General features: G+C 55.0%; 17 protein-coding genes. 8 read left to right on the forward strand and 9 right to left on the reverse strand.

Going from position 1 to position 25,418, the window contains the following annotated elements; genetic code table 11:
- Window positions 1–22 precede the first annotated feature (22 nt).
- A complete protein-coding gene (locus F6Y09_RS08070; RefSeq protein ID WP_152206392.1) occupies window positions 23–991 on the reverse strand; it encodes an ABC transporter substrate-binding protein in 969 nt (322 codons plus the stop codon).
- 395 nt (window positions 992–1,386) lie between these two features.
- Between F6Y09_RS08070 and F6Y09_RS08075 the strand changes: the two genes are divergently transcribed.
- A complete protein-coding gene (locus F6Y09_RS08075; RefSeq protein WP_152206393.1) occupies window positions 1,387–2,982 on the forward strand; it encodes a BCCT family transporter in 1,596 nt (531 codons plus the stop codon).
- A gap of 112 nt (window positions 2,983–3,094) precedes the next feature.
- Here F6Y09_RS08075 and F6Y09_RS08080 read toward each other — a convergent pair whose 3' ends face one another.
- The 3 genes from F6Y09_RS08080 to F6Y09_RS08090 are packed head-to-tail and all read right to left on the reverse strand — an operon-like array spanning window position 3,095 to window position 6,359.
- Window positions 3,095–4,042, reverse strand: coding sequence for an alpha-L-glutamate ligase-like protein (locus F6Y09_RS08080; protein WP_152206394.1), 948 nt, complete (start codon window positions 4,040–4,042; stop codon window positions 3,095–3,097).
- Complete coding sequence (locus F6Y09_RS08085) at window positions 4,039–5,559, reverse strand: inactive transglutaminase family protein (protein ID WP_152206395.1); 1,521 nt, start codon at window positions 5,557–5,559, stop codon at window positions 4,039–4,041. Before F6Y09_RS08085 ends, F6Y09_RS08080 begins: the two co-directional genes overlap by 4 nt.
- Window positions 5,556–6,359 (reverse strand): ATP-dependent zinc protease family protein, encoded by an 804-nt coding sequence (locus F6Y09_RS08090; RefSeq protein ID WP_152206396.1) that lies wholly within the window; start codon window positions 6,357–6,359, stop codon window positions 5,556–5,558. Before F6Y09_RS08090 ends, F6Y09_RS08085 begins: the two co-directional genes overlap by 4 nt.
- Window positions 6,360–6,680: 321 nt before the next feature.
- Between F6Y09_RS08090 and F6Y09_RS08095 the strand changes: the two genes are divergently transcribed.
- Together F6Y09_RS08095 and F6Y09_RS08100 are read left to right on the forward strand one after the other, a co-directional pair.
- Window positions 6,681–8,279 carry a DNA recombination protein RmuC gene (locus tag F6Y09_RS08095; protein ID WP_425481821.1) on the forward strand — a complete coding sequence of 533 codons (1,599 nt, stop codon included), beginning with the start codon at window positions 6,681–6,683 and terminating at the stop codon, window positions 8,277–8,279.
- Window positions 8,272–9,177: a hypothetical protein gene (locus tag F6Y09_RS08100; protein WP_246180403.1), complete on the forward strand. Its 906-nt coding sequence runs from the start codon at window positions 8,272–8,274 to the stop codon at window positions 9,175–9,177. The genes F6Y09_RS08095 and F6Y09_RS08100 overlap by 8 nt, the downstream gene beginning before the upstream one ends.
- Before the next feature lie 32 nt (window positions 9,178–9,209).
- On the opposite strand, the gene F6Y09_RS08105 is transcribed toward F6Y09_RS08100, so the two are convergent.
- Window positions 9,210–10,226, reverse strand: a complete 1,017-nt coding sequence (locus tag F6Y09_RS08105; RefSeq protein WP_152206397.1) for an AraC family transcriptional regulator — start codon at window positions 10,224–10,226, stop codon at window positions 9,210–9,212.
- Window positions 10,227–10,503: 277 nt separating this feature from the next.
- Here F6Y09_RS08105 and F6Y09_RS08110 point away from each other — a divergent pair, with 277 nt between their 5' ends.
- Both F6Y09_RS08110 and F6Y09_RS08115 read left to right on the forward strand, forming a co-directional pair.
- Window positions 10,504–11,619, forward strand: coding sequence for a CaiB/BaiF CoA transferase family protein (locus F6Y09_RS08110; protein WP_152206398.1), 1,116 nt, complete (start codon window positions 10,504–10,506; stop codon window positions 11,617–11,619).
- 17 nt (window positions 11,620–11,636) lie between these two features.
- Window positions 11,637–11,894: a hypothetical protein gene (locus tag F6Y09_RS08115; protein ID WP_152206399.1), complete on the forward strand. Its 258-nt coding sequence runs from the start codon at window positions 11,637–11,639 to the stop codon at window positions 11,892–11,894.
- On the opposite strand, the gene F6Y09_RS20120 is transcribed toward F6Y09_RS08115, so the two are convergent.
- A complete protein-coding gene (locus F6Y09_RS20120; protein WP_179959373.1) occupies window positions 11,877–12,041 on the reverse strand; it encodes a hypothetical protein in 165 nt (54 codons plus the stop codon). The two genes, F6Y09_RS08115 and F6Y09_RS20120, sit on opposite strands and share 18 nt — an antisense overlap.
- A gap of 169 nt (window positions 12,042–12,210) precedes the next feature.
- On the opposite strand from F6Y09_RS20120, the gene F6Y09_RS08120 reads away from it, so the two are divergent.
- Both F6Y09_RS08120 and F6Y09_RS08125 read left to right on the forward strand, forming a co-directional pair.
- Window positions 12,211–14,904, forward strand: coding sequence for a penicillin acylase family protein (locus tag F6Y09_RS08120; RefSeq protein WP_152206400.1), 2,694 nt, complete (start codon window positions 12,211–12,213; stop codon window positions 14,902–14,904).
- Window positions 14,905–15,156: 252 nt separating this feature from the next.
- The gene (locus F6Y09_RS08125; protein WP_246180405.1) at window positions 15,157–17,826 is read left to right on the forward strand and encodes a penicillin acylase family protein; all 2,670 of its coding nucleotides are present in this window, start codon (window positions 15,157–15,159) and stop codon (window positions 17,824–17,826) included.
- Between the two features lie 242 nt (window positions 17,827–18,068).
- Here the strand turns inward: F6Y09_RS08125 and F6Y09_RS08130 are convergent, their stop codons facing one another.
- Both F6Y09_RS08130 and F6Y09_RS08135 read right to left on the reverse strand, forming a co-directional pair.
- A complete protein-coding gene (locus F6Y09_RS08130) occupies window positions 18,069–20,936 on the reverse strand; it encodes an MECDP-synthase (protein WP_152206401.1) in 2,868 nt (955 codons plus the stop codon).
- A gap of 308 nt (window positions 20,937–21,244) precedes the next feature.
- On the reverse strand, window positions 21,245–22,018 hold the full coding sequence (locus tag F6Y09_RS08135; RefSeq protein ID WP_152206402.1) for an enoyl-CoA hydratase: 774 nt from the start codon (window positions 22,016–22,018) through the stop codon (window positions 21,245–21,247).
- A gap of 182 nt (window positions 22,019–22,200) precedes the next feature.
- Here F6Y09_RS08135 and F6Y09_RS08140 point away from each other — a divergent pair, with 182 nt between their 5' ends.
- Window positions 22,201–23,715, forward strand: coding sequence for a fumarate hydratase (locus tag F6Y09_RS08140; protein WP_152206403.1), 1,515 nt, complete (start codon window positions 22,201–22,203; stop codon window positions 23,713–23,715).
- 60 nt (window positions 23,716–23,775) lie between these two features.
- Here the strand turns inward: F6Y09_RS08140 and F6Y09_RS08145 are convergent, their stop codons facing one another.
- Entirely contained in the window at window positions 23,776–25,224 is a 1,449-nt protein-coding gene (locus tag F6Y09_RS08145) for a protein adenylyltransferase SelO (protein WP_152206554.1), read from the reverse strand.
- Window positions 25,225–25,418 lie beyond the last annotated feature (194 nt).

Here is a 25,418-nt window from a genome sequence, read left to right on the forward strand (position 1 = left end):
GGTCACTTATAGATCGGAGTGATCAGTTTTCCAGCACAGCCGCGAGGTTGGCCCGTGCGGAGTCGTTCAGCCAGGAGGACCATTCGCTGGTGTTGTTGCTCAGGTAATACACCGCAGCTTCTTCAGCGGACGCGTTGTTGTCGTCCATCCAGGCCAGGATGCTACTCATGGTGGACGTCTGGAACGTCATTTTGCTGAGCATCTCGGTTACTTCTGGTTGGCGCTTCTTGAAGTCTGTGGTTACGGACGTCAGCACTGGCGCGGCAGGGAACTCAGACACACCGGGATTATCGGCATTCTGATTCATGTTATTTTCGTGAGCTTCTTGGTTATATTCCCCGAGCTCGACGCGGGTCATATCGTATTTACCCATGGGCACAGTAGGGCCCCAGTAATAGCCAAGCCAGGGCTCGCCATCCTGAACCGCGGACGCCATGGAAGAGCCCAGAGTCTCACCGGAACCGTGGTTGAACACTTCGATGCCCGAGCTTTCAAGATCCAGGGCACGTATCAGGTTGTCACTGACAACACGGCATCCCCAGCCGTCCGGGCAATTGTTAAAGCGGTTGCCCACCAGATCGGGATTTTCCATCACGCCTTCAATGGTGGTCAGTTCAGGGTGTTTTTCAGCCAGCGCGGTCGGTATCCACCAGCCTTCGACGCCGCCGGGCTCCAATACCCTGCCGAGGCGTTCGATCTTGCCCTGTTTCTCAAGGTCGTTATAAACCTCACCGGTGGAGTTCAACCAGAGCTCGGTAATGATGTCCGGCTCACCGTTTTCAGCGACAGAGGTAACTGCCGGTACCGTATCGGACGGGATAACGGCGACATTGCATCCATAGCCCTGTTCCATCACAAACTTGGCTACGTTGGTCACGACAGACGCCGAAGCCCAGTTCATTTCTGTAATGGATACTTCACCGCATTCGGCTTGGGCGAATGCAGGGGCTGTTGCAGCGCAAAGCAGTGCAACTGACATTAGCTTTCGCATGGTCGGTACTCCTTTTCAGGTTTCTTTTCAGATTTGTGAAGACACGACAAATATGTCGCGGAGACGGGATAAATCAACTGCGCGGGGATGATTTGCTGAACGCGTTCTCGCATGAACAAGTGGTTACGCCTCGGTTACAGCTTAGTAACAGAGTAGCGATCTTAGTTGAGGTTACAACCTGTTTTTAAGTAAATCCTCTGGGCTTCAGTGAGAATTTACCGCTAACTCCCAGAAATTTAGGTGATATTTTCAATCTGTCGATTCAGGAGTCATGTTCGAGAAAGAAGATGACTTTGATATTTAGAGTTCAAAACAATAAACTAACTGCTTGGTAATTTTCCGGATCTACGAATCGAACGCACAAACCGGTGAAGTTTAATGAGGGAGGCGCCACTGTGAGCCAAGTTGATAAAGACGCATACCAGACCGACTATGTAGTGGGGCAGGACAATGTTAATCGTTTCGGCCTCGATCTGCATAACGTAGTTTTCCCCGTAACAGCGGTGCTGATCATTTTGTTTGTCGTTGGCACACTGATTTTCCCTTCGGCTTCAAAGGAACTGCTTGAAGGTGCGAAGAATAGTGCCATCAACGGTTTCGACTGGTTCTTTTTGTTGAGCGCCAACATATTTGTGGTGTTCTCCCTGGCATTGATCTTTTTACCGGTGGGTAAAATACGCATCGGTGGTATGGATGCGAAGCCTGACTTTTCGACCATATCGTGGTTCGCCATGCTGTTTGCCGCAGGCATGGGCATTGGCCTGATGTTCTGGGCGGTAGCAGAGCCTGTTGCCTATTACACTGACTGGTATGGCACGCCGCTGGGAGTGGAAGCCAACACCGAAGCTGGGGCGAAACTCGCCATGGGCGGGACAATGTATCACTGGGGTCTGCATCCCTGGGCCATCTACGCTGTGGTAGCACTTTCCCTGTCGTTCTTTTCCTATAACAAGGGCCTGCCACTGACCATCCGGTCTGCATTCTTCCCGATTCTGGGTGATCGCATCTGGGGCTGGCCTGGCCACATTATCGATATCCTCGCGGTGTTGGCGACCATCTTTGGCCTGGCGACTTCTCTGGGCTTTGGTGCCCAGCAAGCGGCATCCGGACTTGCCTACCTGGTTCCCGCGATCGAAGGCGGGATGAATGTCCAGATGGCAATCATCGTGGGTGTCACCCTGCTTGCCCTGATGTCAGTGCTACGTGGCCTGGAAGGCGGGGTTAAGGTGCTGAGTAACCTGAACATGATCATTGCGGGATTGCTGCTGTTCTTTGTTATTTTTGCAGGTCCCACCATCGTGATCTTCCAGACGATGTGGGACACAACATCTTCCTACGTCGGTAATATGGTGGCGCTGAGCAACCCGTTTGGTCGTGAAGATGAGGTCTGGTTCCACGGCTGGACAGTGTTCTACTGGGCCTGGTGGATTTCCTGGTCACCGTTCGTTGGGATGTTCATCGCGCGGGTCTCAAGGGGCCGTACCGTGAGGGAATTCATTACCGCGGTGCTGCTCATTCCAACCCTGATCACGATTGTCTGGATGAGTACTTTTGGTGGCAGTGCCCTTGATCAGATACAGAATGAAGTGGGTCTACTCGCTTCTGAGGGCCTCACTGATGTGTCGCTTGCGATGTTCCAGATGCTCGAGAATATTCCGCTCGCGACCATCAGTTCCTTCCTGGCGATTATTCTGGTGCTGGTGTTCTTTGTAACCTCATCGGATTCTGGCTCGCTGGTGGTTGACAGCATTACCGCCGGGGGCAAGGTGGATGCGCCGACCGCTCAGCGCGTGTTCTGGGTTGTGATGGAAGGTGCGATTGCAGCCGCTCTGATTTTCGGTGGCGGAGGCGACGCACTGGGAGCCTTGCAGGCAGGTGCTGTCAGCGCTGGGTTGCCATTTACCTTCGTGCTGCTCGTTATGTGCTACAGCCTGTACAAGGGGCTGAATCACGAACGACGCCTGCTGATTGCAGAGGGTAAAATGACCTGAAGTGAGGAGGCCAGCGATGGGCTGGCCCTTTCTATGGGCAATAAGCATACTCAGAAATGAAAATGAAAAAGGGGCCTTCTTCCGAGGCCCCTTTTTTTATGGTCAGCAGGGTCTACAAATACCCGAATTCCGCCATCGCATACTCCACTCGCTTTTCCGGTGAATAGTGCGGTTTTCGTAACGCTTCGACTTTCTGTAGCCGCGGCCTCAAGCCTCGACCATTTGCCATCTGGATCGCCAGCCCGGGGCGAGCATTGAGCTCAAGCAGCAGTGGTCCCTGCTGGGCATCTACCACCAGATCCACACCCATGTAGCCCAGGCCGGTAGCTTCATAGCAGCGGGAAGCCATGAGCAGCATGGTCTTCCACGCCTCAATAACAATATGTCCCAGCGCAAGGCCGTTATCCGGATGAAGTAGAACCGGACGGTTGTACTGAACCGCATTCAGACCCCTGCCTGTGGCAATGTCCAGACCGACGCCTACCGCACCCTGATGAAGGTTCGCCTTGCCGTCAGAAGCCTTGGTGGCAAGTCTGAGCATGGCCATAACCGGGTAACCCTGAAAGACGACAATACGGATGTCGGGCACGCCCTGGAAGGAGTATTTGGCTAATGAGGGAGCCGACTGGATGAGGTCCTCGACAATGGCGACATCGGGTGCACCGCCCAACGAATAGAGTCCGGCAAGAATATTCGAGAGATGTCTCTCCAGCGTACCGACCGTGATGGCCGCGCCTGAGGCCTTGATGTAACTGTCACCCTCTCGCCGCAGGATGACCAGGATGCCTTTGCCGCCGGAACCCTTGGCGGGCTTGATGGCGAAACCTTCCAGGGCATCTGCGCGTTCCCGGAAGTGCGAGATCTCATGCTGCTGGGTAATAACCTGCAAGAGTTTGGGCGTTGTAACCTCGTACTCTGTCGCGAGCAGTTTTGTCTTGAGCTTGTTATCCACCAATGGAAACATGCGCCGATCATTGTACTTGCCAATATAACCCACGTTTCGTTGATTCATATTGAGCATGCCGAGTCTGTTCAGCTGTCGCGGAGAGATCCACTTCATCCCTCGTAAACCTTCATCGGGTAAAACCGGCGCAGCTCGGTCAGCTTGTAGCCGGTGTACTGGCCAAGCAGCAGGATAATGCCCAGCAACGTCAGATGGAGTTCGGGAAAGTTGAACGTAATGTGTTTCGCCAACGGTGCGCTCATGGCCAGATAGGCGCAAATGGCAACAAACAGGCTACCGGTACCCTGAATAAAGACTTCATGGGCGCCTTCTTCCTCCCAGAGAATCGACATGCGCTCAATGGTCCAGGCCAGGATGACCATCGGGAAAAAAGTGACAGTCATACCGGCACTAAAGCCCATTTGATAACCGACGATGCTGATACCGGTGGTAATAAAGATGACCAGAATGATCAGAGCCGATATTCGGGACACCAGCAGCAAGTTAAGACTCGACAGATAGCCGCGCATTAATAATCCAAGCGCGACCACCGAGACAAAGGCAATAAGGCCTGGCACGAGTGAAGTCTGCACGAATGCCACAGCGATCAACACCGGCATGAACGTACCGGAGGTTTTAACGCCGATGACTATCCGCATGAGCGCCACTACAAATGCCCCCAGTGGCAGTAGAAGCAGCATGCGGAACATGCTTTGTTCCTCAATCGGCAGTTGGTAAAGGCTGAACAGGCCAAGGCCTTTAGTATTGGATTCCATGCGCGAAAGCTGCAGCGCTGGTACCGTCTGGCGGAGCATGGAGAAACTGATCTGTGAGTTGGTGCCGCCTGCAAGGTCAAGCAGCGAGGTGGCATCCTGACGCCACAAAACGACGTCTTCCGGTAACCCCTGTTCGCCGGTTGTGGGGTTGAATGTAAGCCATTCTTCGCCGTTATAAATCTGCAGGAATGGTTTCAGGGCCTGGCGGCGTCTGGCATCTTCCAGCTTCAGTCCATCGGCCACGCGGGCGGGAATATTGGCATGATTGAGCATGCGGGTGAGCAATTCAATATCGTTGCGGCCCGACATCAGCAGGGTGGTGTTCTGATCCGGGTCGGCCGACTGCATCAGTTTGATCAGTTCCCGGGTGAAGCTTTCCGGTGAGCTGGATCGGGCTGCTGCCTGCTGAAGGATTTCACGAACAGCCGTGGCCTGGGGCTCTTCCCAAAAAATAGCCTCCGGTCGGGGAGGGCGTTTTGGTGAATCAGGTCGCGCACCCTCGTCTGGCACCAGCTGAGCCTTGAAGTAGAGCGTTTGCTGACCGGTTGCATTACGAATCGTCCATTCGCCCCGGCGATTGCCTGATTCTTCTATAATCGAGAAGCCGTAGCCCGGCGATGCCGCTTGCTCGGACAGAAGGCGGAACCCGGGGGGCGCATCGGGTATATTCAGATTGACCATTACCGGCTCGTCCTGAGCTTGAAAATCGATCCGGGCTTCTACCATCCATACAGGCCGCTGTTCACCGGCTAACCAGGGAATGCCCAGTTCTATGTGGCGGAAAATTGCCAGTGCGATTCCGGCGGCCATCAACAGGAAGATGGCGAAGTAAAACGGTAAGCGGGAGCGGGAAGTCAATTGTCTGTATCCCCATCATCCGACAGCGACTTCGGCAATTCGGTGGCGTATTCCTTCCCGACATCGATCAGCATGACATCACGGAGAATATTGCGGCCGATCAGAACCGGGTGGCTAAGGTGGGCCCGGTCGGACAATGAAAACTCCGCCTGCTGATGGTGATCACCAATGGCAAACTGCAATTCCACAATTGGCCGACGCTCGGAATCCTCGTCGTTGGATTGAATAATTCGGGCGTTCCTCGCTATCTCACGTTCCATTGTTTTCAATTCACCGTCGGAACCCGGCACCGGCACATCGAACCGCACCCAGTCCCGGCCGTCCCGCTCAAACCGACGGATATTGCGGGCATCCAAAGATGATGTGGTCGCGCCACTGTCAATGCGAGCCTCATAGGTCAGGCCTGGGTCGACCAGGAAAAATTTCTCACGCTCTCCCACAATAACCTTGCCGTTCAGACGGTCAGTTCCTCTTGTGCCGCCTTGACCTGGGTCCTGGTTGATGAGGCAGGCCTGGGCCTCTGGCACAGAGGGGCAAACAGGCTTTTCAACTTGCTCCCGTATGGCATCAAGAATTTTCCGGGTGTCCGCAGAGCTCTGATCGATCAGGAACTGATGCTGGCCAAGGGTTTGTTGCTTGATAAACGTGATATCCGCCTGTTGCCGGGACAGGGCGGAATTCAGGTCGCCCAGGTCATTCTTGTCGACGAAATAGGAGTTGCCTGCACAGCCCGTCAGCAGGAGGGCGCCGGTGAAGGTAAGAGCGGAGAGGGCAGGCGAGCGAAAATTGCACAGTGGCATTCAATACCTCTTCTTCAGTCGCATTCTGTCGGGCGACACTGTGTTACTTAATGGGTTGACTCTTTGCGGCTACTTTTCCGCATGGGGCGAGGCCGCCAAAGTATACAATAATCTGTCGCTTAGGGGGTGACACCGAACATTAATAAAGTGGAAGGCGTGTGCAACAAAGCGGAGATAAGATTGAGGACCAGGGCCTGATTAATGACTGAATGATGTTGCGGTTTTAATCCAGCACGAGATGGCTCCAGACACTACAATGTCTTAAATTTTATGGGATTGTTTTCATGATCATTATTAATGACAAGACTAGAGGACTGCTGAGTGCTTGAGACAGCGATTGCGGACGTGATTTCAGAGCCTGTTTTGCTGGTTACTTTCACCGCATTAGCAGTGGCTTGCATTGGACTTCTGTTCGCACTGCAGTCTGCCCGGCGTAATAACCGAGAGCAGAGGGGCGAAATTCTGGCCATGGCCTCTGAGGTTGATGAAAATCGGGAAAGCCTGCGGGAGCAAGAGCACCTGATGGCGATGCGGGCTCAGCAGGACCGGCAAAATGAGGAATTGGCCAGACAGCTTAAAGCCGATATCCAGCAGACAAATCAGGACGCCGAGCGCTGGCGACAAACCGCTGCCAATTTTGAAAACCGTTTGGCGGCGCTGGGTTCTGAAGCCGGAGCCCGCGCCCATCGTATCGAACAGCTGGAAACCGAGCGCACAGCGCAGCTGAACAAAACAGATCATCTGGCGCAACAGCTTCATGATGCCAGAATTGCCTTGAGAGAATATGAAGTAACACTGGAAGAAGAGCGCCGGGCGACCGGCGAGAAACTGGCGTTGCTGGAACGTAACCGGGAAGGGCTGAAACAGGAATTCGAAAACCTGGCGAATAAAATATTTGATCAGAAAAGTGAACGCTTCACTCAGCAAACCCGCACCAGCCTGGATACGCTGTTAACACCGTTTCGGGACCAGATCACAGATTTCCGTAAACGCGTGGACGATGTCTACACTATAGAAACCCGCGATCGTCAGGCCTTGCGAAGTGAGATCAAATCACTCCAGGAGCTGAATAAACAGATTACCGAAGAGGCTTCCAATCTGACCCGGGCGCTGAAAGGCGACAAGAAAATCCAGGGTAACTGGGGCGAGTTGATACTGGAGCGCGTGCTGGAACGCTCCGGATTGCGAAAGGGCATCGAGTACGAAACCCAGGGCAGCTATCGCGACGGGAACGGCCAGATGTTGCGACCGGATGTAATCGTAAACCTGCCGGACAGCCGCAATCTGGTGGTGGACTCGAAAGTATCGCTGGTAGCCTATCAGGAATGGGTGAATGAAGAAGACGAGCTGTTAAAGGCCGAGTCGCTCAAGGGGCATGTAGAGGCGGTCAGAAATCACATCAAGACGCTGAGTGAAAAAGACTATAGTCAATTAGGTGGCTTGCATTCACCGGACTTTGTGTTTCTGTTCATGCCTATAGAACCGGCGTTCGTGGCAGCGTTTCAGCAGGATGAGCGTTTATTTTCAGAAGCGTTCGAGCGCAAGATTATTGTCGTCACACCCACGACGCTGTTGGCTACCTTGCGCACGATTGAAAACATCTGGCGCTATGAGCGCCAGAGCCAGAATGCACGCCTGATTGCGGATCGGGCGGGAGCGGTTTACGACAAGCTGCGGGTCTTTGTGGAAGCGATGGAAAAGATGGGCACCCAGTTGCAAACGGTGCAGGTTACCTACGATAACGCCATGAATACGCTGACCCGGGGGCGTGGTAATCTTATTTCCCAGGCAAACCGATTCGTGGAACTGGGTGTCCGTGTTAAAAAAGAATTACCCAAAGCCGTAATGGATCAGGCGGAGGTGGATGCAGAGGATCTTGACGATGCATTGTCGCCGGTTGAGGAACTCAAAGATGAATAAACACATCATCGGTATGACAAAAGGAATCGCTATGTTGACCATGACAATATTGACCATGATCCGGTGGCTTGGCCGCCGTATTTTTCAGGGGCTTGTGTACGGGGGTGCGCTTTATGCGGGCAGTGCTGCCGCACTCGAACCGGAGCATGAAACCCGTCGTCTGATGCTCGCAACCGAGCAGGCGGTGGCCGGTGAAAGCTGGGGCGAGGCAGGCGAATATCTCAACCGTTTGCAGGGGCTGGAGTCTGAAAAGCCGCCGGAATATCTGTTTTACCGGGGCCGGGTCATGCTCGAGGCGGACCACTATAACGAGGCAAAAGCGGCGCTGGAAAATTACGTCGATCAGACGGGTTCGGAAGGTAAAAATTATAAAGAGGCGTTGCAAATGATCACGACCGTGGAGAAGGAGCAGCAGGCTTCTTCGGAGCGCGCGGGCAAGGCAAGCGGTGAAGAGCCGGTGGCGGTGATTGAATCAGCCGGACGGGAACCTCTGGATCGGTTACAGCAGTTGTACCTTACCGATAGCCCGGCCGAGGCTTTGACGTTGCACCTGAACAGTCTGTTGGAACTGAATGGCTGGCGGCAAGACCCACGGATTGTTCGTACCGGTTCGGCACCGGACCTGCTTTATCGGGTCTCGCTGCAGTCGGGGGAAATTAACATCCAGGAATCGCGCCGGACAGATAATGGGGAAGTCAGGCTTTCGGCCCAGTCCCTGTCGGTCTACGGAATCAGCCCCAGTGTGCGTTGGGATTGTGTGGCCGCTACCCAGTCATGCTGGGTTTATGATCCGAGAAATGACGCCCGCCTGTTCCGTCTCGCAGGTGACAAGAAACTGACCGCAGAAGCCGCACAAACCCTGGGCCGCTTGATTAAAACGACGCAGGCTCCGAATTAGAGATTGAACCAGAGATTGAACCAGAGATTGAACTAGAGGATCCGCCCCCGGTCGCCTTCGCGATAGGCGCCGGGGGTAACCCCTGTCCACTTCTTGAAGGCGCGGTGAAAGGTCGACGGCTCGGTAAATCCTACCCGGTGGGCAATCTCGTTGACCGGCAGTTCCGGGCGTCCGAGAAAATAGATAGCCAGATCCCGCCGCAACAGATCCTTGATCTCCTGAAACGAAGTGTTCTCCTGTTTTAACCGCCGCCGTAATGTTTGCGGGCTGGTGTGGAGTTCTGCCGCAATCCATTCAAAATCCGGTAATGGCTTTGCAAAATCACGTCCAATCAGGGTGCGGATGCGTCCGGTAAAGGTATTACTCTCATCCGGCCGGGACAGTAAATCTGCCGGGGAGGTTTTGAGGAACTGGTGCATCTCCGGTTTGTCCCGTATCACCGGCGCAGACAGGAAACGTCGATCGAAGGTCAGGGCGGTATCGGGGGCATCAAAGGTCAGCGGGCAGTGGAAGATATGACGATACTCATCTGCGTGCCCGGGGCGAGGATAGCTGAACGCAGCCTCTGACAGTTCAACGGGCTGGCCGATCAGCCAACTGCCCAACCGGTGCCAGATCACCAGCAGGCTTTCCTGGAGGAAATGCATCGGGTCATCAAATCTGCCCTCAATAACCGTGACCAGCCGGGCGCTATCGCCATCATCCTCCAGGCGCATGCAGGCAGCCGGCTCAAAAAGCGCCGAGAACTGGAACGCCCGATGATAGACAGCTTCCAGCGTCGGACAATCGATGACCAGGGCGCACATAGTCGCGAAGGTACCCGTCTTACACCGCCGGGGTCCAAGTCCCATGAACTCATCCGCCATCTCCGCCCAGATCACCTGCATCAAACGGCTGTACTGGGCACTGTTCACCCGGGCCATATCGATCTTCAGCAAGTCCGGGGAAATGCCCGCCTGCCTCAGCAGACTGTCAGTATCGAACCCTTGTTGCTGGGCGCCGGTCAGTGCCGCTAGTACGAAGTGTCTGGAAACCGTGAGGTTTGCCATCAAACAGACCCTGAAACCTGAAAGGACGTCCATCATAAAACGCCACTGCAACAATGCAACCGCAGAAGCTGTAAATAAGTGGCAGATATAGCCAGTCAGATTGACCAAACCAGCAGTTGGCCCGAAGATAAAAACAATGCAATATCAAACCATCCCGAACATTGAATTAAATGTAGGAGCGACTTCAGTCGCGATCCTGTCCAGCCCAGCCCACCCAACCCAACCCAATGCACCTCAACCCAATGCACCTCAACCCAGCGCACTCCAAGGAGCTCCCATGCCCGGCCCCCTAAGCCACCTGAAAATACTGGATTTCACAACACTGCTACCCGGCCCTTACGCCACCATGTTGCTGGCCGACATGGGCGCGGATGTGCTGCGGTTGGAAGCACCGGGACGGATGGACCTTGTGCGGGTAATGCCGCCCCAGGATAAAGGTGTGAGTACCGCTCATAGCTTCCTGAATCGCGGCAAACGCCCCATGGAGCTGGACCTTAAGAAGGAGGGTGGCGTTGAAACCGTCAAGCAACTGGTCGCGGATTATGACATCGTGATCGAACAGTTCCGCCCCGGCGTGATGGACCGTCTTGGCATCGGTTATGAAACTCTCAAGGCCATTAACCCGGCGCTTATCTACTGTGCTATCACCGGCTATGGCCAGACCGGCCCCTACCGCGACCGGGCCGGGCATGACATCAATTATCTCGCGCTGGCGGGCGTCAGCAGTCACTGTGGTCGCAAAGCCAGCGGACCACCGCCCATGGGTATCCAGATCGCGGACGTCGCCGGTGGCTCGCACCATGCGGTGATGGGGCTCCTTGCGGCAGTCAGCCATCGGCAACACACCGGAGAGGGGCAGTTAGTGGATATCAGCATGACCGACGCATCGTTTGCCCTGAACGGTATGGCGGGGGCTGCCTGCCTGGCTGGAAACATGCCGCAGGAGCCGGAGAGCACATTGCTGAATGGCGGCTCCTTCTATGATTATTATCAAACCGCTGACGACCGTTGGTTATCCGTGGGCAGTCTGGAGCCGCAGTTTATGGCCCGGCTATGCGAGGTGATTGGTCACCCGGAACTGAAAAACCTTGGTTTGAGCCCGAACCCGGAGCAGCAGACCACGTTGAAACAAACTCTGAAGCAGGCGATCGGAGCGAAAACCCTGGCCAACTGGCAGGTCATCTTTGCTGAGCAGGATGCCTGTGTGGAGCCGGTATTAACGATTGCGGAAGCCGCCGAGCACCCGCAACTGAAAGCCCGTGACATGGTGATAGAGGTTTCCTGGGAAGACGGCACCACCCAGCGCCAGATTGGTCATCCGATCAAATTCAGCAAAACGCCGTGTGCCGCTGCGTTTGTGGGCAGGACTCCGGGCGGGGACAAGCCTGAATAGCAATCAGATCGTAGCGCTTGGGGGGCAATCAGCTCGTCGATGTTGACCAGCTCCTGAATGCGCTCCATCGCACCCTTGAGCTCGTCATTGCGTTCCCGCAGGTTGCTCCGAAGACCACTGATAAAGCCTCCTATAATCGCCAGTTGCCCCATCACCAGCACAAATGCAAGGGTTTGAACTATATCCGGCGCGCCGGTCAGAACCTGTGGTCGGTAGACCAGAAGGCTCAGGTAGAGCAGGGCGTAAAGCGCAAAAAATCAGAGGCTGACCCTTAACATCTGCCGTACACTCAGCGCCAGAATGCCATACAATGCTGGCACAATCGGGATCATCAGAAAGGCTGCTCTGGCCTGGCCAGCATCCAGGGAAAACATCACCCACAAAGCAGGCAGCAGCGACAGCACCATCTGGGCTGCGGTCATACTGAAGTCTTAAAACGAAGGCTGAACCCGGTCTGAATTACTAAGTTGATTTGGCTCAAAGAAATGAACGATGTCTCATCTTTATGCGAAGCGTTTCTCATCTGCTAATTTTAGAGTGACGAAACGGAAAATTCGGTGTCCTGGTTACAATCAAGAAGGGATTCAACCCATGAATATTTCAGCAAATCCTCCTGCAGAATCGAGGCCCCGTTTACTCCATCTACCGGTATTGGGCATGGCGCTGGCAGGCAGCTTGCTGCTGACCGGCTGTTTTGAAGGTAATGGCGCTGAACCAGAGCAGGATACTCAGCTTTTTCCGGCTGACGGCAAGTTGAAAGCCACCATTCGCCGGACAACGAACGGCGTTCCCCATGTAAAGGCGGATAACCTCAAGTCCGTGGCATTCGGGGCAGGGTATGCCCAGGCTCAGGACAACGTCTGCCTGCTGGCGGATGCCTTTGTAAAAGCCCGCAGCGAACGGGCTAAATATTTTGGTCCCGGTCCCAAAGACATCAATATCATTAATGATTTCAGCTACAAGGCTCAGGAAATCCGGAGTGGGGCGGCCGCAGAATTCACCAATCTGACGGACGAGAGTCGAGCGCTGATGGAAGGCTTCACCGATGGATATAACAAGTACGTGGCAGAAACTGATCCGGCAGATATGCCGTCGGAATGTCGCGGCCAACCCTGGGTGTTCGAGATATCACCTATCGATCTGTATGCCTACTATCGAATTGTGGGGCAGTACGCCAGCGGTGCCCTGTTCGCCGACGGATTAATCTATGCAGCCGTGCCGCCGCGCGCGCCTGTTGACCCATCGCAATCCGTAGCTGCTAACGGTGCTGATAGCCAATTCGACGGCAGCCGGGTCGCAGGCAATGCGCGGCGGATGGCAGCAGAACGAACGAACTACACCGATATTGGACTTGGCAGTAATGCCTGGGGCCTCGGCAGGGATATGACAGAACAAGGGCGTGGCGCGTTGCTCGCTAACCCGCACTTCCCTTACACCGGTCACCGGCGGCTTTACCAGATGCAGATGACGGTACCTGGCTACCTGAATGTAAACGGTGCTGGTTTACTCGGCACCGCCATCCCGTTTGTCAATTTCAATGAAAACCTGGCCTGGTCGCATACTGTCACGACCAGTCGGCAATTTACCTGGTACGAGCTTGAACTTAAGCCGGGTGACAACCTGACCTATATCAAGGACGGTATTGAAAAGCCGATCACTCAGAAAACCCTCCAGATTGAAGTAGACATGGGCGGCGTAGAACCGGTGGCCATTGAGCGTACTTTCTACTTTTCCGAATATGGCCCAATGCTGGCTGTCAACCTGGCTAACGAGAATTTCCCAAAATGGGGTGACGAGGGGCTGCTCAGCGGAAAACCCGCGGCCTATACCTACCGGGATGCCAATGCCAGTTCTGAACGCTTGCTGGACAGTTGGCTGCAAATGAGCCGGGCAGCCAACCTGGAGGAGTTCAAGGACGTGTTCCGTAACTGTGGCACCACATTCTGGACCAACTCGGTTTACGCTGATGATCAGGGTAACGGCTATTATCTTGACAGCAGCTCGGTGCCCAACCTGTCTGAGAAGTCTATTGCATTGCTGAACTTCACGCGGACATTCAGTCCGGAGTTTGATGAGCTCTTTAATGCAGGTATCACGCTGCTTGACGGCAGCACATCAGTGGATGACTGGGTGGAGGGAGAGTGTAACGGGTTGGTTTCTTTTGATAAAAAGCCCCAGTTAACCCGCGCCGACTGGGTTCAAAACTCCAATGATAGTTACTGGGCTACCAACCCGGAGCAGTTGCTGACTGGTTACTCACCCTTGTTTGGCAACGAGAGAACCCCACTGAATCCAAGAACCCGCCTGGGCATTACCATGCTTCAGAATCCGCTTGATAGCGGACCGGTATCGCCAACTGCAACTGCTCCGGGTGGACAGGATGGTCGGTTCAGTTCGGTTGACCTTATTAACGTTATCTACAACAACCGCGGCTGGTTCGCGGATGAGTTTCTTGCGGAGCTCCGGGATCGTTGCACCGAGATCGGTGTTGCAGAAGTAAATATATCGGACGGTGAGGCCCGAACCGTGCATGAAGGTTGCAGTGTGCTGCAGGATTGGGACGGCGTTTATAATACCGATAGTGTTGGAGCCCATGTGTTCCGCGTGTTTATTGCAAACTATCGTTCCAATTTCGATTCTGATTTGACCGTGGCGTTCAATCCCTCTGCGCCGGTGGCGACACCCTCGACACCCTCTTCAACTAATAGAGGAAGTGCCGATGATCTGATGCTCCAGGCTCTGGCTGTTGGCCTGAACGCCCTCGATACTGGAGGCATCGCCTACACCGCGAAGTTGGGGGATGTTCAGTACTACCAGCCCTCTGGTGGTGTGCCTCCGGGTGGTATGCCCATGGTACAGGCTGATCCGATTCCGTGGCCTGGCGGTGATGGTGGCGTTATTGAGGGAATTGATGGGGGTGCTGACGGGGGTATTGACGGTACGTTCAACTCCATCGGAGTTCTTGCCGACGATGTGGCGGAAGACACCCGACTCCCCAGAATTGCACCCGCAATCATCGAGAACACCGCGGGGCTTTCACAAACTTCCGGTGAGGGCTGGGTAGTGGCTCGCGGTACCAGTTTCCACTTCGGTCTGGAGTTTACCGACAATGGCCCTGTGGCGTTTGGTTTGATGAGTTATTCCCAGTCCACAGATGAAGACTCTCCCTACTTCATCGATCAGAGCCTGCGGTATACAGAGGAGGATTACCGGCAGCTTTGGTTTGCAGAGTCTGATATTGAGGCAAACCTGTTGTCTCAGGGAGAGACTACGATTACTAACTGAGGAACTCGCGGGGGAATACTCGGTGTAAAATCTGATCGTGACTTATCCAATAAAACGTTAACCGTTTTAGTTGAAACCAGCAGCCCAAAACTGCTGGTTTTTTGCTTTAGGGGTACTGAGCTTTTCTATTAGTGTTTTCAAAAAAATGAATGATGTCTCATTTTTAACGAGCTCATGTTTCGTATGCTAATTTTAAGGAGACGAACCGGGAAGTTCGGTTCAACAACAACAAACGAAAACGGATACAAGTCTATGAAATTTTCACTACATCTTCCGGGAGGATCAAGGACCCGGTTATCTAAACTTCCGATGGTGGGTTTGGCGCTGGCAGGCAGCTTGCTGCTCACCGGCTGTTTTGATGGTGACGGCGGTTCTTCGAGTTCAGAACCGGAGCTGAATACACAGCTTTTTCCGGCTAGTGGCACGTTGGAGGCCACCATTCGGAGGACAACTAACGGGGTTCCCCATGTAAAGGCGGAGAACCTCAAATCCGTCGCATTCGGGGCAGGGTACGCCCAGGCACAGGACAACGTCTGCTTGTTGGCAGAGGCATTTGTAAAGGCACGCAGTGAGCGGGCCAAGTATTTTGGGCCTGGGCCGGGTGATATACACATCATCAATGACTTCAGTTACAAAATTCAGGATATCCGCACCGGAGCAGCCGCGGAAATATCCAATCTGACGGATGAGAGTCGCGCGCTGATTGAGGGCTTCACTGACGGCTACAACAAATACGTTGCGGAAACCGATCCAGCAGATCTAGCACTCGAATGTCGCAACCAGCCCTGGGTTTTTGAAATATCGCCGGTAGACCTCTACGCCCATTACCGAATCGTGGGCCAGAACGCCAGCGGCGCGCTGTTCGCCACCGGCGCTGTGTTTGCTGCAGTGCCGCCGGGGGTTTCTCCGACACCGACACCCGTTTTGGCGGCGAACGATAATGTCAACAAGCTGGATCTCGAACGGGTTGTGGCCAATGCGCGCAGCATGGCCTCAGAAAGAGAGGACTACGCCGATACCGGGCTTGCAAGCAACGCCTGGGGCATTGGTAAAGACCTGACGGAGCAGGGACGCGGTGCATTGCTTGCCAATCCGCACTTTCCCTATACCGGCCATCGCCGCCTTTATCAGGTACAGATGACGGTGCCGGGTTACCTTAATATCAACGGTGCCGGTTTGCTGGGTACTGCTATTCCATTGATCAACTTCAATGAGAACCTGGCTTGGTCCCATACCGTTACTACCAGTCGGCGGTTCACCTGGTATGAACTGGAGCTGAAGCCAGGGGACGATCTGGTTTACATCAAAGATGGTGTCGAAAAGCCGATCACACAGAAAAAATTTCAGATTGAAGTCGATCTCGGTGGGGTGGAGCCTGCTGTGCTTGAACGTACTTTCTATTTATCCGAGTATGGACCAATGCTGGCGGCTGACCTGGTCGACAGCTCTTTCCCCTCGTGGGGAGGCAATGGCCTGGTCAACGGCAAGCCTGCCGCTTACACCTACCGGGATGCCAATGCCGGTTCGGTGCGTTTGCTGGATAGCTGGCTGCAGATGAGCCGGGCGTCGAACCTGGAAGAGTTCAAGGACGCATTCCGTAATTGCGGCAGCACACTCTTTACCAACTCGACCTATGCGGACGATCAGGGCAACGCCTATTATATAGACAGCAGTTCGGTACCCAATCTGTCGGACAAGTCGATTGCATTGTTAAATTTCAAACGGTCGTTCAGCCCGGCTTTTAATGAACTCTTTAATGCTGGTATTACGCTGTTGGATGGCAGTAAATCAATTGATGATTGGGTAGAGGGAGAGTGCAATGGACTGGTGCCCTTTGATAAAAAGCCACAACTGACTCGCCAGGACTGGGTCCAGAACTCCAATGACAGCTACTGGGCAACCAACCCCGCTGAGTTGCTGACTGGCTTTTCTCCGCTGTTTGGCTCCGAGAGAACGGCATTGAATCCCAGAACCCGCCTGGGCATCACCATGCTGCAGAACCCGCTGAGTAACGGTCCGGTATCTCCGAATGCGCCTGCCCCGGCTGGCCAGGATGGCAAGTTCAGTGCTGACGACCTTATCAACGTCATTTATAACAACCGTAGCTGGTACGCGGATGAGTTTCTAACTGAACTACGGGAACGCTGCTCAACAATCGGTATTGCGCCTGTAAACCTGCCCGCAGGCGGGGCCCGCACTGTGGACGCGGGCTGCGATGTATTAGCGACTTGGGACGGGGTCTATAACACCGAAAGTGTGGGTGCCCATATTTTCCGAGTGTTTATTGCCAACTATCGCAAGAGCTTTGACTCGGACCTGACGGTAGCATTTACACCGTCTGACCCAACAGCCACGCCCTCTACACCATCGACCGACAACGAGGGCACGGCGGACGATGTGATGCTCCAGGCATTGGCTGTTGGCCTGGACGCGCTGGACTCCGGCGGTATTGCCTATGCTGCAGCATTAGGCACTGTTCAGTACTACCAGCCCTCCGGAAGTGTTCCCCCCGGCGGTATGCCCATGATACAAGCGGATCCGATACCCTGGCACGGCGGTGACGGCGGCATTGATGGTGCATTTAATGCCATCGGCGTTGTCGCCTCGAATGTGGCGGTGGACACTCGCTTCCCCAGAATTTCGCCCGCAACCATTGCCGATACCGCAGGTTTATCGCAAACCCCGGGTGAAGGCTGGTTAATGGCCAGAGGCACCAGCTTCCACTTTGGTCTGGAGTTTACTGACAGCGGTCCGGTGGCAATGGGCTTGACCAGCTACTCGCAAGCTTCAGATGAGAACTCCCCTTACTTCATCGATCAGAGCCTGCGGTATTCGCAGAAGGATTATCGGCAGTTCTGGTTTTCAGAGTCCGATATTGAGGCAAACCTGGTGTCCCAGGGAGAGACTACGATTACCAATTAAGCGCCAACTGAGTAGTACTCAGCTTGAGATATAACGAGTTTGGAAGGGCTTCACCATGGTGAAGCCCTTTTTTATGTGCTGATGATTCTTTTAATCAAGCGCCTTGCCAGCCCCAGTCTTTCTTGCGAGGGAAGGTAATCCTCTGCATCTCACTTCTTGGGATGACATCGTATGTCAGGGCTGGAATGCAGACAAAAAAAAGCCCCGGCATTAGCCGGGGCTTCAGAACTACAAAGTATAGATTACTGATTCTGATCCAGAGCGCTTTCGAGAGTGTCGCTTGTTCCCAGGACTGAAATGTCTGCTGGACCACTTAGTAAGGTGGTTAGCACCGGAGCACCGTTGATCGCCAGAATAGTCTGACGAACCATTTCGGAGAAGGCCGGGATAGTGCTGGTGCCACCCGGGCACTGCAGGTTCTCTGGGTTGGCAGGAGTTGCCGGCCCTACGAAGGTGCCGTGGTTGGCATCCGTGCACGGGTTAGCCCCCGCGAAGAAGGAAGCTGCTGGCAATGCGCCTTCGTTCGCCATAGAACCCGTTTGTACCAGATTCAGTCCAGCGCCATCTGCAAGGATGCCGCCACCCGCTCCAAGATCGATCAATGCCATCAGCGGCTCCGTCGATGCCAGCGGAGCAGAGAATGCATCACCCAGTGGGTTTACGTTAGCTTCGTTTGGCACGGTGCTGTCGCCAATAACTTCACTGATCAGAATGTTGCTCGTTGAGGCACCAAGATCTTTCGCGAAGTTCACCGGGTCTGTCGCGTCTACGACGGACTGGAACACATAGAAGAAGCTCTCGAAGTCTGCAGAGCCCTGGCTTACACCCGCCGCTGACAGCCCACCAAGGATAGGCGTAGAGAATGCTGGTGAGTTTTCGATCAAGCGGGTTACTTGTCCGCCGGTGTTGTGAATGACAACGGTATCCAGGTTAGGGAAGGTAAAGCCGGACAATGGCGCGCCTGCGGATTGGTAAATTCCGTTTACCGTACCATTCAAGGTTGGGTCGTTAACCAGCGAAGCGAAGGTCGTACCGGAAATACCACCAAGGGAATGCCCGACAAAGTGTACTGGTACGCCGGCCAAATTTCCGATACTCGCGAGCCCGTTAACTCCCATTGTCTGGACTGAGGCTGCAACGTTGAGCAGATCAACCACGCCTTGACGCAGATTATCGCGGTTGTTGAGCATGTTAAGCGGGTTGATGAACAGGCTGCCGGATGCCACGTCAGTCAGGTCTGCTTCCACAGGCTGCTGCTGAGCATTGGCTGTGAACGAGAAGTGTCGCTCACCAATATAGTCAGCATTGATTAACGCTGTTAGCTGTGCATCAAGTCCAGGGTTGCCTGTGTTGCCAATAAGTGGAGTCACTTGGGCTGTCAGGTCTGCCTCCGAAAGAGGAGTCAGACCCGGAATACGACCAGCAGTTGCACCTGCAAGACCATGCAATGGCTGATCAATCGCAATCACTGCCTGACAGGCCCGGTTTGCAAGCAGTATGCCCGGCAGCATGGATACGCTGCGGTCAACTGTGATGCCGTGTTGGAAGATAGTGACTCCATTGGGCAACTCGGGATCCACGCACGTAGTTGGACGAGTGCCGCCAGTGGCAGGATGGAAAGCTACAACAGGTACAGTAGTGGTTGCTTTCTGTTCTGGAAACGGGAAGTAACCATTCACGTTGAGCTTACCGTCAATGTCACGCAGGAAACGGAAGGTATCTACTCCTGGTTCCAGTGTTTCACTCAAACCTGCTTCCAGACTGGTACTGCCTTCCCAGCTGCCGGTCGAAATCCCGGTTCCATCGGCTCCGGGAAGTGATTGGTAGTATGGCAGTGCGATAGCACCCTGAGAGACTTGTACCTGACTTGCAGCAAGCACGATCGGATTGGTTGCGTCCTGTGCTGCCAGCCCCTGGATGGTGAGCAGATCGCTGGCGCTGGTTGGAGCGGAGAAATAAGACGGACGTGGCACCGGTAAGTGCAGTGTATCTCCAACCTCTGCTGAAATTGCGGCTCCAATGTTTTCTGCTGTTGTTATAGCTCCAAGCTGGCCAAGACGCGTGATGGCGGCAATTTCAGCGGCTGGAAGGGTAGACGGATCAAGAGTTCCTCCCTGAATTGCCGCTGCTTTAGCGCCCAGGTCCGCAAGTTTCGCCGTCAGCTGGGAAAAGTTCAATGTTGGGAAGTTGTCACGAACAGCCTTGAGCTGTGCGGTGAAACCCACTTTCTGGCCAAGTCCGGATCCAAACACTGAAGGCGCCATCATGGCGCGCAAAACGTCGGTATCGGAGTTTGTGGTAAACGAGTAAGACAAGGCAGATTCTGACCCGGTGTTCATAGCCGTCAGGAACCCATTACCCAACTGATCAAGACTGACCAGTAACGACTTGACGTTACCCAGAGCCGGGTTGCCCAAGTTGCCGTCGGCAAGCGCAACATCCTGAACAGAGCGGGTTATCGGCTGGCCGTCGGCGCCCACTACGTTGTCACTGACGATCACCAGGTATTTCTGGCCGTCCTCCAGTGGCTCCAGAGGCACGATGCGAATCGCGTTATTGGTGCCGCCGTCAAGGCTTTCTACGTCCGCACGAAAATTCGGCTGCACGAGAGCATCATCACCGGTTAGCCCTTGACCAAACGGATCGGCAGCAACAATGCTACTGGGGTTTGTATTAGGCACTGCTAATGGTGCAGTTTCGATTGCGGGCGCCACGTTAAGTGGTACCAGAAAAACAGTAGCATTCGCCATTACGGAGGCCGGATTCAGCGCACCGTCAAATTTGAGGGTGAACGCGCCAGAGGTAGCGAAACCGGAAAGCCGATTTACAGCATCGTCTGCAGGGCTTGTTCCGGTTGACAGGCCAGTAAAATCATAATTGGCACTTTGTGTTGCACCAAGCAACAGGATCAGGTCGGAGTTGATCGGGAAGGCAGCTTCTTCGGCTAGCGGGTTGGGATTATAAATGGGACGAACCAGACTAGTGTCAATGGTTGTGTCTTCAATCTTATATTCCGGATCCGCATTCGATCCCGAGCCACCGTCGCTAAAACAGCCTGTCAGCCCCAATGTGGACGCCACGGCAACGCTTATTAGAGTTTTCTTGAACATGGGTGGAACCCTTTACTGTTGTTGTGTCGTTATTATCAGCTACTGACGGGGCCGGTTGGGACCGGTAAGCCCGTTGTCAGCGGCTGGAGTTGTCTGAAATTCCGGCCAGCGCTCTGAGCCGATTTCTAGTGATCTGACTATAGCGAGAGATCAGCAGCAGGTGATCGCTCGAAAGTGTGATTCTTGTTGGTGGAGGTTCAGAATTTGGCCATCTCTGAAAAATAGATGGCCGCCCAACGTTTGTCGAGTGGGGGAGGGGCCATCTTGTGTGTCAATCTGTAATCGCCCTGGAGTTACGGGACGGGAAGCTACCTGAAGCTGGAGAAGTCCGGTTTGCGCTTTTCGGCGAAGGCCTTGAAAGCTTCTTTAGCCTCCGGTGATTTGAGCCGTTCTGCGAACAACCCACCCTCGGCGATCATGGTGGCCTCCAGGGCTTTCAGGCTGGAGCGGTTCAGCAGATCCTTGGTCGCCCGGATAGCGGCTGGGGGCTGTGCCGACAGTTGATGGCAGAGTGTAAGGGCGGTCCGCTCGGTTTCCAGCGGGTCGCAGATACGGTTTATCAGGCCCATCCGGTAGGCGTCCTCCGCGGTGAAGGTGCCGCCGAGCATTAACAGTTCCGCCGCGCGCACCCGGCCCAGCCAGTGCGGCAGCAGCAGACTGGAGCCACCTTCCGGGCACAGGCCCAGGTTGGCGAACGGCATCTGGAAGCGGGTGTTGCTGCCAGCCAGTACCAGGTCACAGTGCAGCAGCATGGTGGTGCCGATGCCCACGGCAGGGCCGTTAACCGCGGCTACTATGGGTTTGGTGGCGTTGGCGAGGCCAAGCAGGAAGTGTCCGACCGGAGAATCCTTGAAGTCCCCCGGCATGCCAGCGGAAAATTCACTCAGGTCATTGCCCGCGGTAAAGCACTCTTCATTGCCCGTGAACAACATGCAGCGTATGTCGTCATTGGCGTGGGCGACTGTGATGGCGTCTGCCATGGCGGTATACATCTCGTGGGTGAGGGCATTCTTGCGATTGAGCCGGTTGATGCGAACGATCAGTGTCCGGTTCTGGATCTCTGTCAGTATGAGGTCGCTCACGATTGGCTCCTTGATAGTGGTTGGTCAGACCGGATGTAACCCCGGCCGCCCCATTAGTTGCAAAGGCAGGCCCCGGGAACCCGATGCGGTCTGGAAAACCTGTCTATGATAGTGACTCGCTGGTAAACTTTGCGCCCATTTCTGCGACAAATTATTCATAACGCCTAAACGATGAGATTGCCATGACAACGACGATTCGCCAGGACGACCTGATAGAAAGCATAGCGGATGCGCTGCAGTTTATTTCCTACTATCACCCGAAGGATTTTATCCAGGGTGTTTATGAGGCCTATCAAAAGGAAGAGTCCCAGGCGGCGAAGGATGCCATGGCGCAGATTCTGATCAACTCGCGTATGTGCGCTCAGGGCAAGCGGCCATTGTGTCAGGACACCGGCATCGTTACGGTGTTCGTCACGGTCGGCATGGATGTGCAGTGGGATGCCGACATGGCGCTGGACGATATTATCAATGAAGGCGTCCGTCGGGCCTATCTGAACCCGGACAATGTGCTGCGCGCCTCGATTCTGGCTGACCCGGACGGCAAGCGCACCAACACCAAAGACAACACGCCGGCGATGATCCATTACAAGATCGTACCGGGTAATACGGTCGATGTGCATGTGGCAGCCAAGGGCGGCGGCTCCGAGGCCAAGTCCAAGTTTGCCATGCTCAACCCGTCGGATTCTGTGGTGGAGTGGGTGCTGAAGATGGTGCCCCAGATGGGCGCTGGCTGGTGCCCGCCAGGCATGCTGGGCATTGGCATTGGTGGTACCGCCGAGAAAGCCATGCAACTGGCCAAGGAATCCCTTCTGGACCCCATCGACATCCACGATCTGCAGGCCCGCGGGGCGTCCAACCGTGCCGAGGAGCTGCGGCTGGAACTGTTTGAGAAGGTGAACGATCTGGGTATAGGCGCCCAGGGCCTCGGCGGCCTGACCACGGTGCTGGATGTGAAAGTGAAGGATTACCCCACCCACGCTGCCAACAAGCCGGTTGCGATCATCCCCAACTGCGCGGCGACCCGCCACGCGCACTTTGTACTGGATGGTTCCGGCCCGTCATTGCAAACCCCGCCAAACCTGGCTGACTGGCCGGAAATTACCTGGGAAGTGGGCGACAGTGTGCGCCGGGTGAATCTGGATACCGTTACCCCGGAAGACGTAAAAGACTGGCAGCCCGGTGAGACGGTATTGCTGTCCGGCAAGATGCTGACCGGTCGGGATGCCGCCCACAAGAAGATGGTTGACATGATCGAGCGTGGCGAAGAGCTGCCGGTGAGCATGAAAGGCCGCTTCATCTATTACGTCGGCCCGGTAGACCCGGTGCGTGAGGAGGTGGTCGGCCCCGCAGGCCCAACTACCGCCACCCGCATGGATAAGTTCACCCGCACCATGCTGGAAAAAACCGGCCTCACCGGCATGATCGGCAAAGCTGAACGCGGCCAAGTGGCCATTGATGCCATCCGTGAATTCGGTGCTGTTTACCTGATGGCCGTTGGCGGCTCCGCTTACCTGGTGTCAAAAGCCATCAAGAAGGCTGAGGTCGTGGCCTTCGAGGAGCTGGGTATGGAGGCGATCTACGAGTTCGAAGTAGAAGACATGCCCGTCACCGTCGCCGTGGACTCCAAAGGCACATCGGTCCACCAGACCGGCCCAGTGGAATGGCACAACAAGATTATTGCGGCCAAGGCGGTTTAGCCGAGCCGCCTTTCGGCCAGGGATGGCTATAATCTCTGTCGCTAGAGAGTTCGGGTTTTATCAACTCGAACAACTGATACTCAAATGCTTGCCCCAGTCCGGCGGCAGCCTGGCGTAGTCTTCATTCTCCGGCTGTTCATCAAACGGCTTCTCCAACACTTTAAGCAAGCGATGCAAACTGTCGTATTCGCCGGTTTGGGCGTCCTGAATCACTTCCTGGGCCAGGTAGTTCCGCAAGATGTATTTCGGGTTGGCTGCACACATGGCGGCTTCCCGTTCGGCGTCTGGCCGGGTTTCTTTTTCCAGGCGTTCACCGTAGCGCTTCAGCCAGTCGTCAGCCACGGAGCGGTCCACGAACAGGTCCCTGACCGGTGCTTCGCCTTTTGAGGGCAGGGTGGATAAGCCACGGAAAAACAGCGTGTAATCAACGTGGTGCTCATGGAGCATGCTGAACAGGTCCATGATCAGGTTGATGTCCTTGTCCAGTGGTTCGGCGAACCCGAGTTTGCTGCACATGGTGCTCAGGAAGGTGTCGTTGTAGGCCTTCTCGTACTGGCGCAGCGCCCTGAGGATATTGTCCTCCGGCATCAGCGGGGCGAGGGCCCGGGCCAGGTACTGGCAATTGATAAAGCCGATCTCGGGCTGGCGGTTGTAGGCGTAGCGGCCGCCCTGGTCGGTATGGTTGCAGATGTAACCGGCGTCGAAATCGTCCAGGAAGGCGTAGGGGCCATAGTCAAAGGTGTCACCGATAATCGACATGTTGTCACTGTTCATCACCCCATGGCAGAAGCCGACGCCCTGCCACTTGGCGATCATGCGGGCGGTGCGTTCCACCACCTCGGTCAGCCAGCGGGTGTAGCGTTCGTCGTCCGGCAGCTCCGTCAGATGCGGAAAATACAGCTTGATGGTGTGATCGGTCAGCGTTTTGAGAGCCTCTTTACCCTCATGGTGGGAAGCAAACTCGAAATGGCCGAAACGTATATGGCATTGGGCAACCCGCATCAGGGTGGCGGCGCTTTCGATGGATTCCCGGCGCACCGGGTCCTGCGCGCTTACCATAAACAGCGCCCGGGTGGTGGGGATGCCAAGGTGATGCATGGCTTCGCTGCACAGGTATTCGCGAATGGTTGAGCGCAATACCGCTTTGCCGTCGCCAAACCGGGAGTAGGGGGTCTGGCCGGAGCCTTTCAGGTGCCAGTCCCAGCGGCGTTGGTCCGGCCCGATGGTCTCCCATAATAGCAGGCCGCGGCCGTCACCCAGGTCCGGGTTGTACATGCCGAACTGGTGGCCGGTGTATTTCATCGCCACCGGGTCCATCCCTTCCAGCAGGGTCTGGCCAGCACCGATGGCCGCCCACTCTTCCGGGTTGTCGGTATGGAATCCCATGTCCCGGGCCAAGGCCGAGTTAAAACACACCAGCCTGGGGTTTTTCAGGGGCGTGGGCGGCACCCGGCTGTAAAAGGCCGCGGGCAGCTCGAGATACTGGTGTTCAATGCGAAAATCGTTCAGAGCGTTCACCTGTTCCGAAGTGTGTGGTTGTCTTATGATCAGGGTGTTGTTTCAGAATCCGTATTTGGGAAATAGCTATAAAACCATTTTACGGAATTGGTACGGATACTGCACTTACCTCACAGGCAGGGACTGAAAAGGGTTGGAGGCGCAATGGACAAGGTGAAAGGAACTGATGCAGGTAACACCCCCGT

Origin of the sequence: Marinobacter changyiensis, assembly GCF_009193265.1 — a bacterium.
Classification (GTDB): domain Bacteria; phylum Pseudomonadota; class Gammaproteobacteria; order Pseudomonadales; family Oleiphilaceae; genus Marinobacter; species Marinobacter changyiensis.

Excerpts from the sequence above, each read along its gene's own strand:
- F6Y09_RS08070 (WP_152206392.1), bottom strand. The coding sequence starts at position 991 with ATGCGAAAGCTAATGTCAGTTGCACTGCTTTGCGCTGCAACAGCCCCT.
- F6Y09_RS08080 (WP_152206394.1), bottom strand. The coding sequence starts at position 4,042 with ATGAAGTGGATCTCTCCGCGACAGCTGAACAGACTCGGCATGCTCAAT.
- F6Y09_RS08090 (WP_152206396.1), bottom strand. The coding sequence starts at position 6,359 with ATGCCACTGTGCAATTTTCGCTCGCCTGCCCTCTCCGCTCTTACCTTC.
- F6Y09_RS08100 (WP_246180403.1), top strand. The coding sequence starts at position 8,272 with ATGAATAAACACATCATCGGTATGACAAAAGGAATCGCTATGTTGACC.
- F6Y09_RS08105 (WP_152206397.1), bottom strand. The coding sequence starts at position 10,226 with ATGGCAAACCTCACGGTTTCCAGACACTTCGTACTAGCGGCACTGACC.
- F6Y09_RS08110 (WP_152206398.1), top strand. The coding sequence starts at position 10,504 with ATGCCCGGCCCCCTAAGCCACCTGAAAATACTGGATTTCACAACACTG.
- F6Y09_RS20120 (WP_179959373.1), bottom strand. The coding sequence starts at position 12,041 with ATGACCGCAGCCCAGATGGTGCTGTCGCTGCTGCCTGCTTTGTGGGTG.
- F6Y09_RS08120 (WP_152206400.1), top strand. The coding sequence starts at position 12,211 with ATGAATATTTCAGCAAATCCTCCTGCAGAATCGAGGCCCCGTTTACTC.
- F6Y09_RS08125 (WP_246180405.1), top strand. The coding sequence starts at position 15,157 with ATGAAATTTTCACTACATCTTCCGGGAGGATCAAGGACCCGGTTATCT.
- F6Y09_RS08130 (WP_152206401.1), bottom strand. The coding sequence starts at position 20,936 with ATGTTCAAGAAAACTCTAATAAGCGTTGCCGTGGCGTCCACATTGGGG.
- F6Y09_RS08140 (WP_152206403.1), top strand. The coding sequence starts at position 22,201 with ATGACAACGACGATTCGCCAGGACGACCTGATAGAAAGCATAGCGGAT.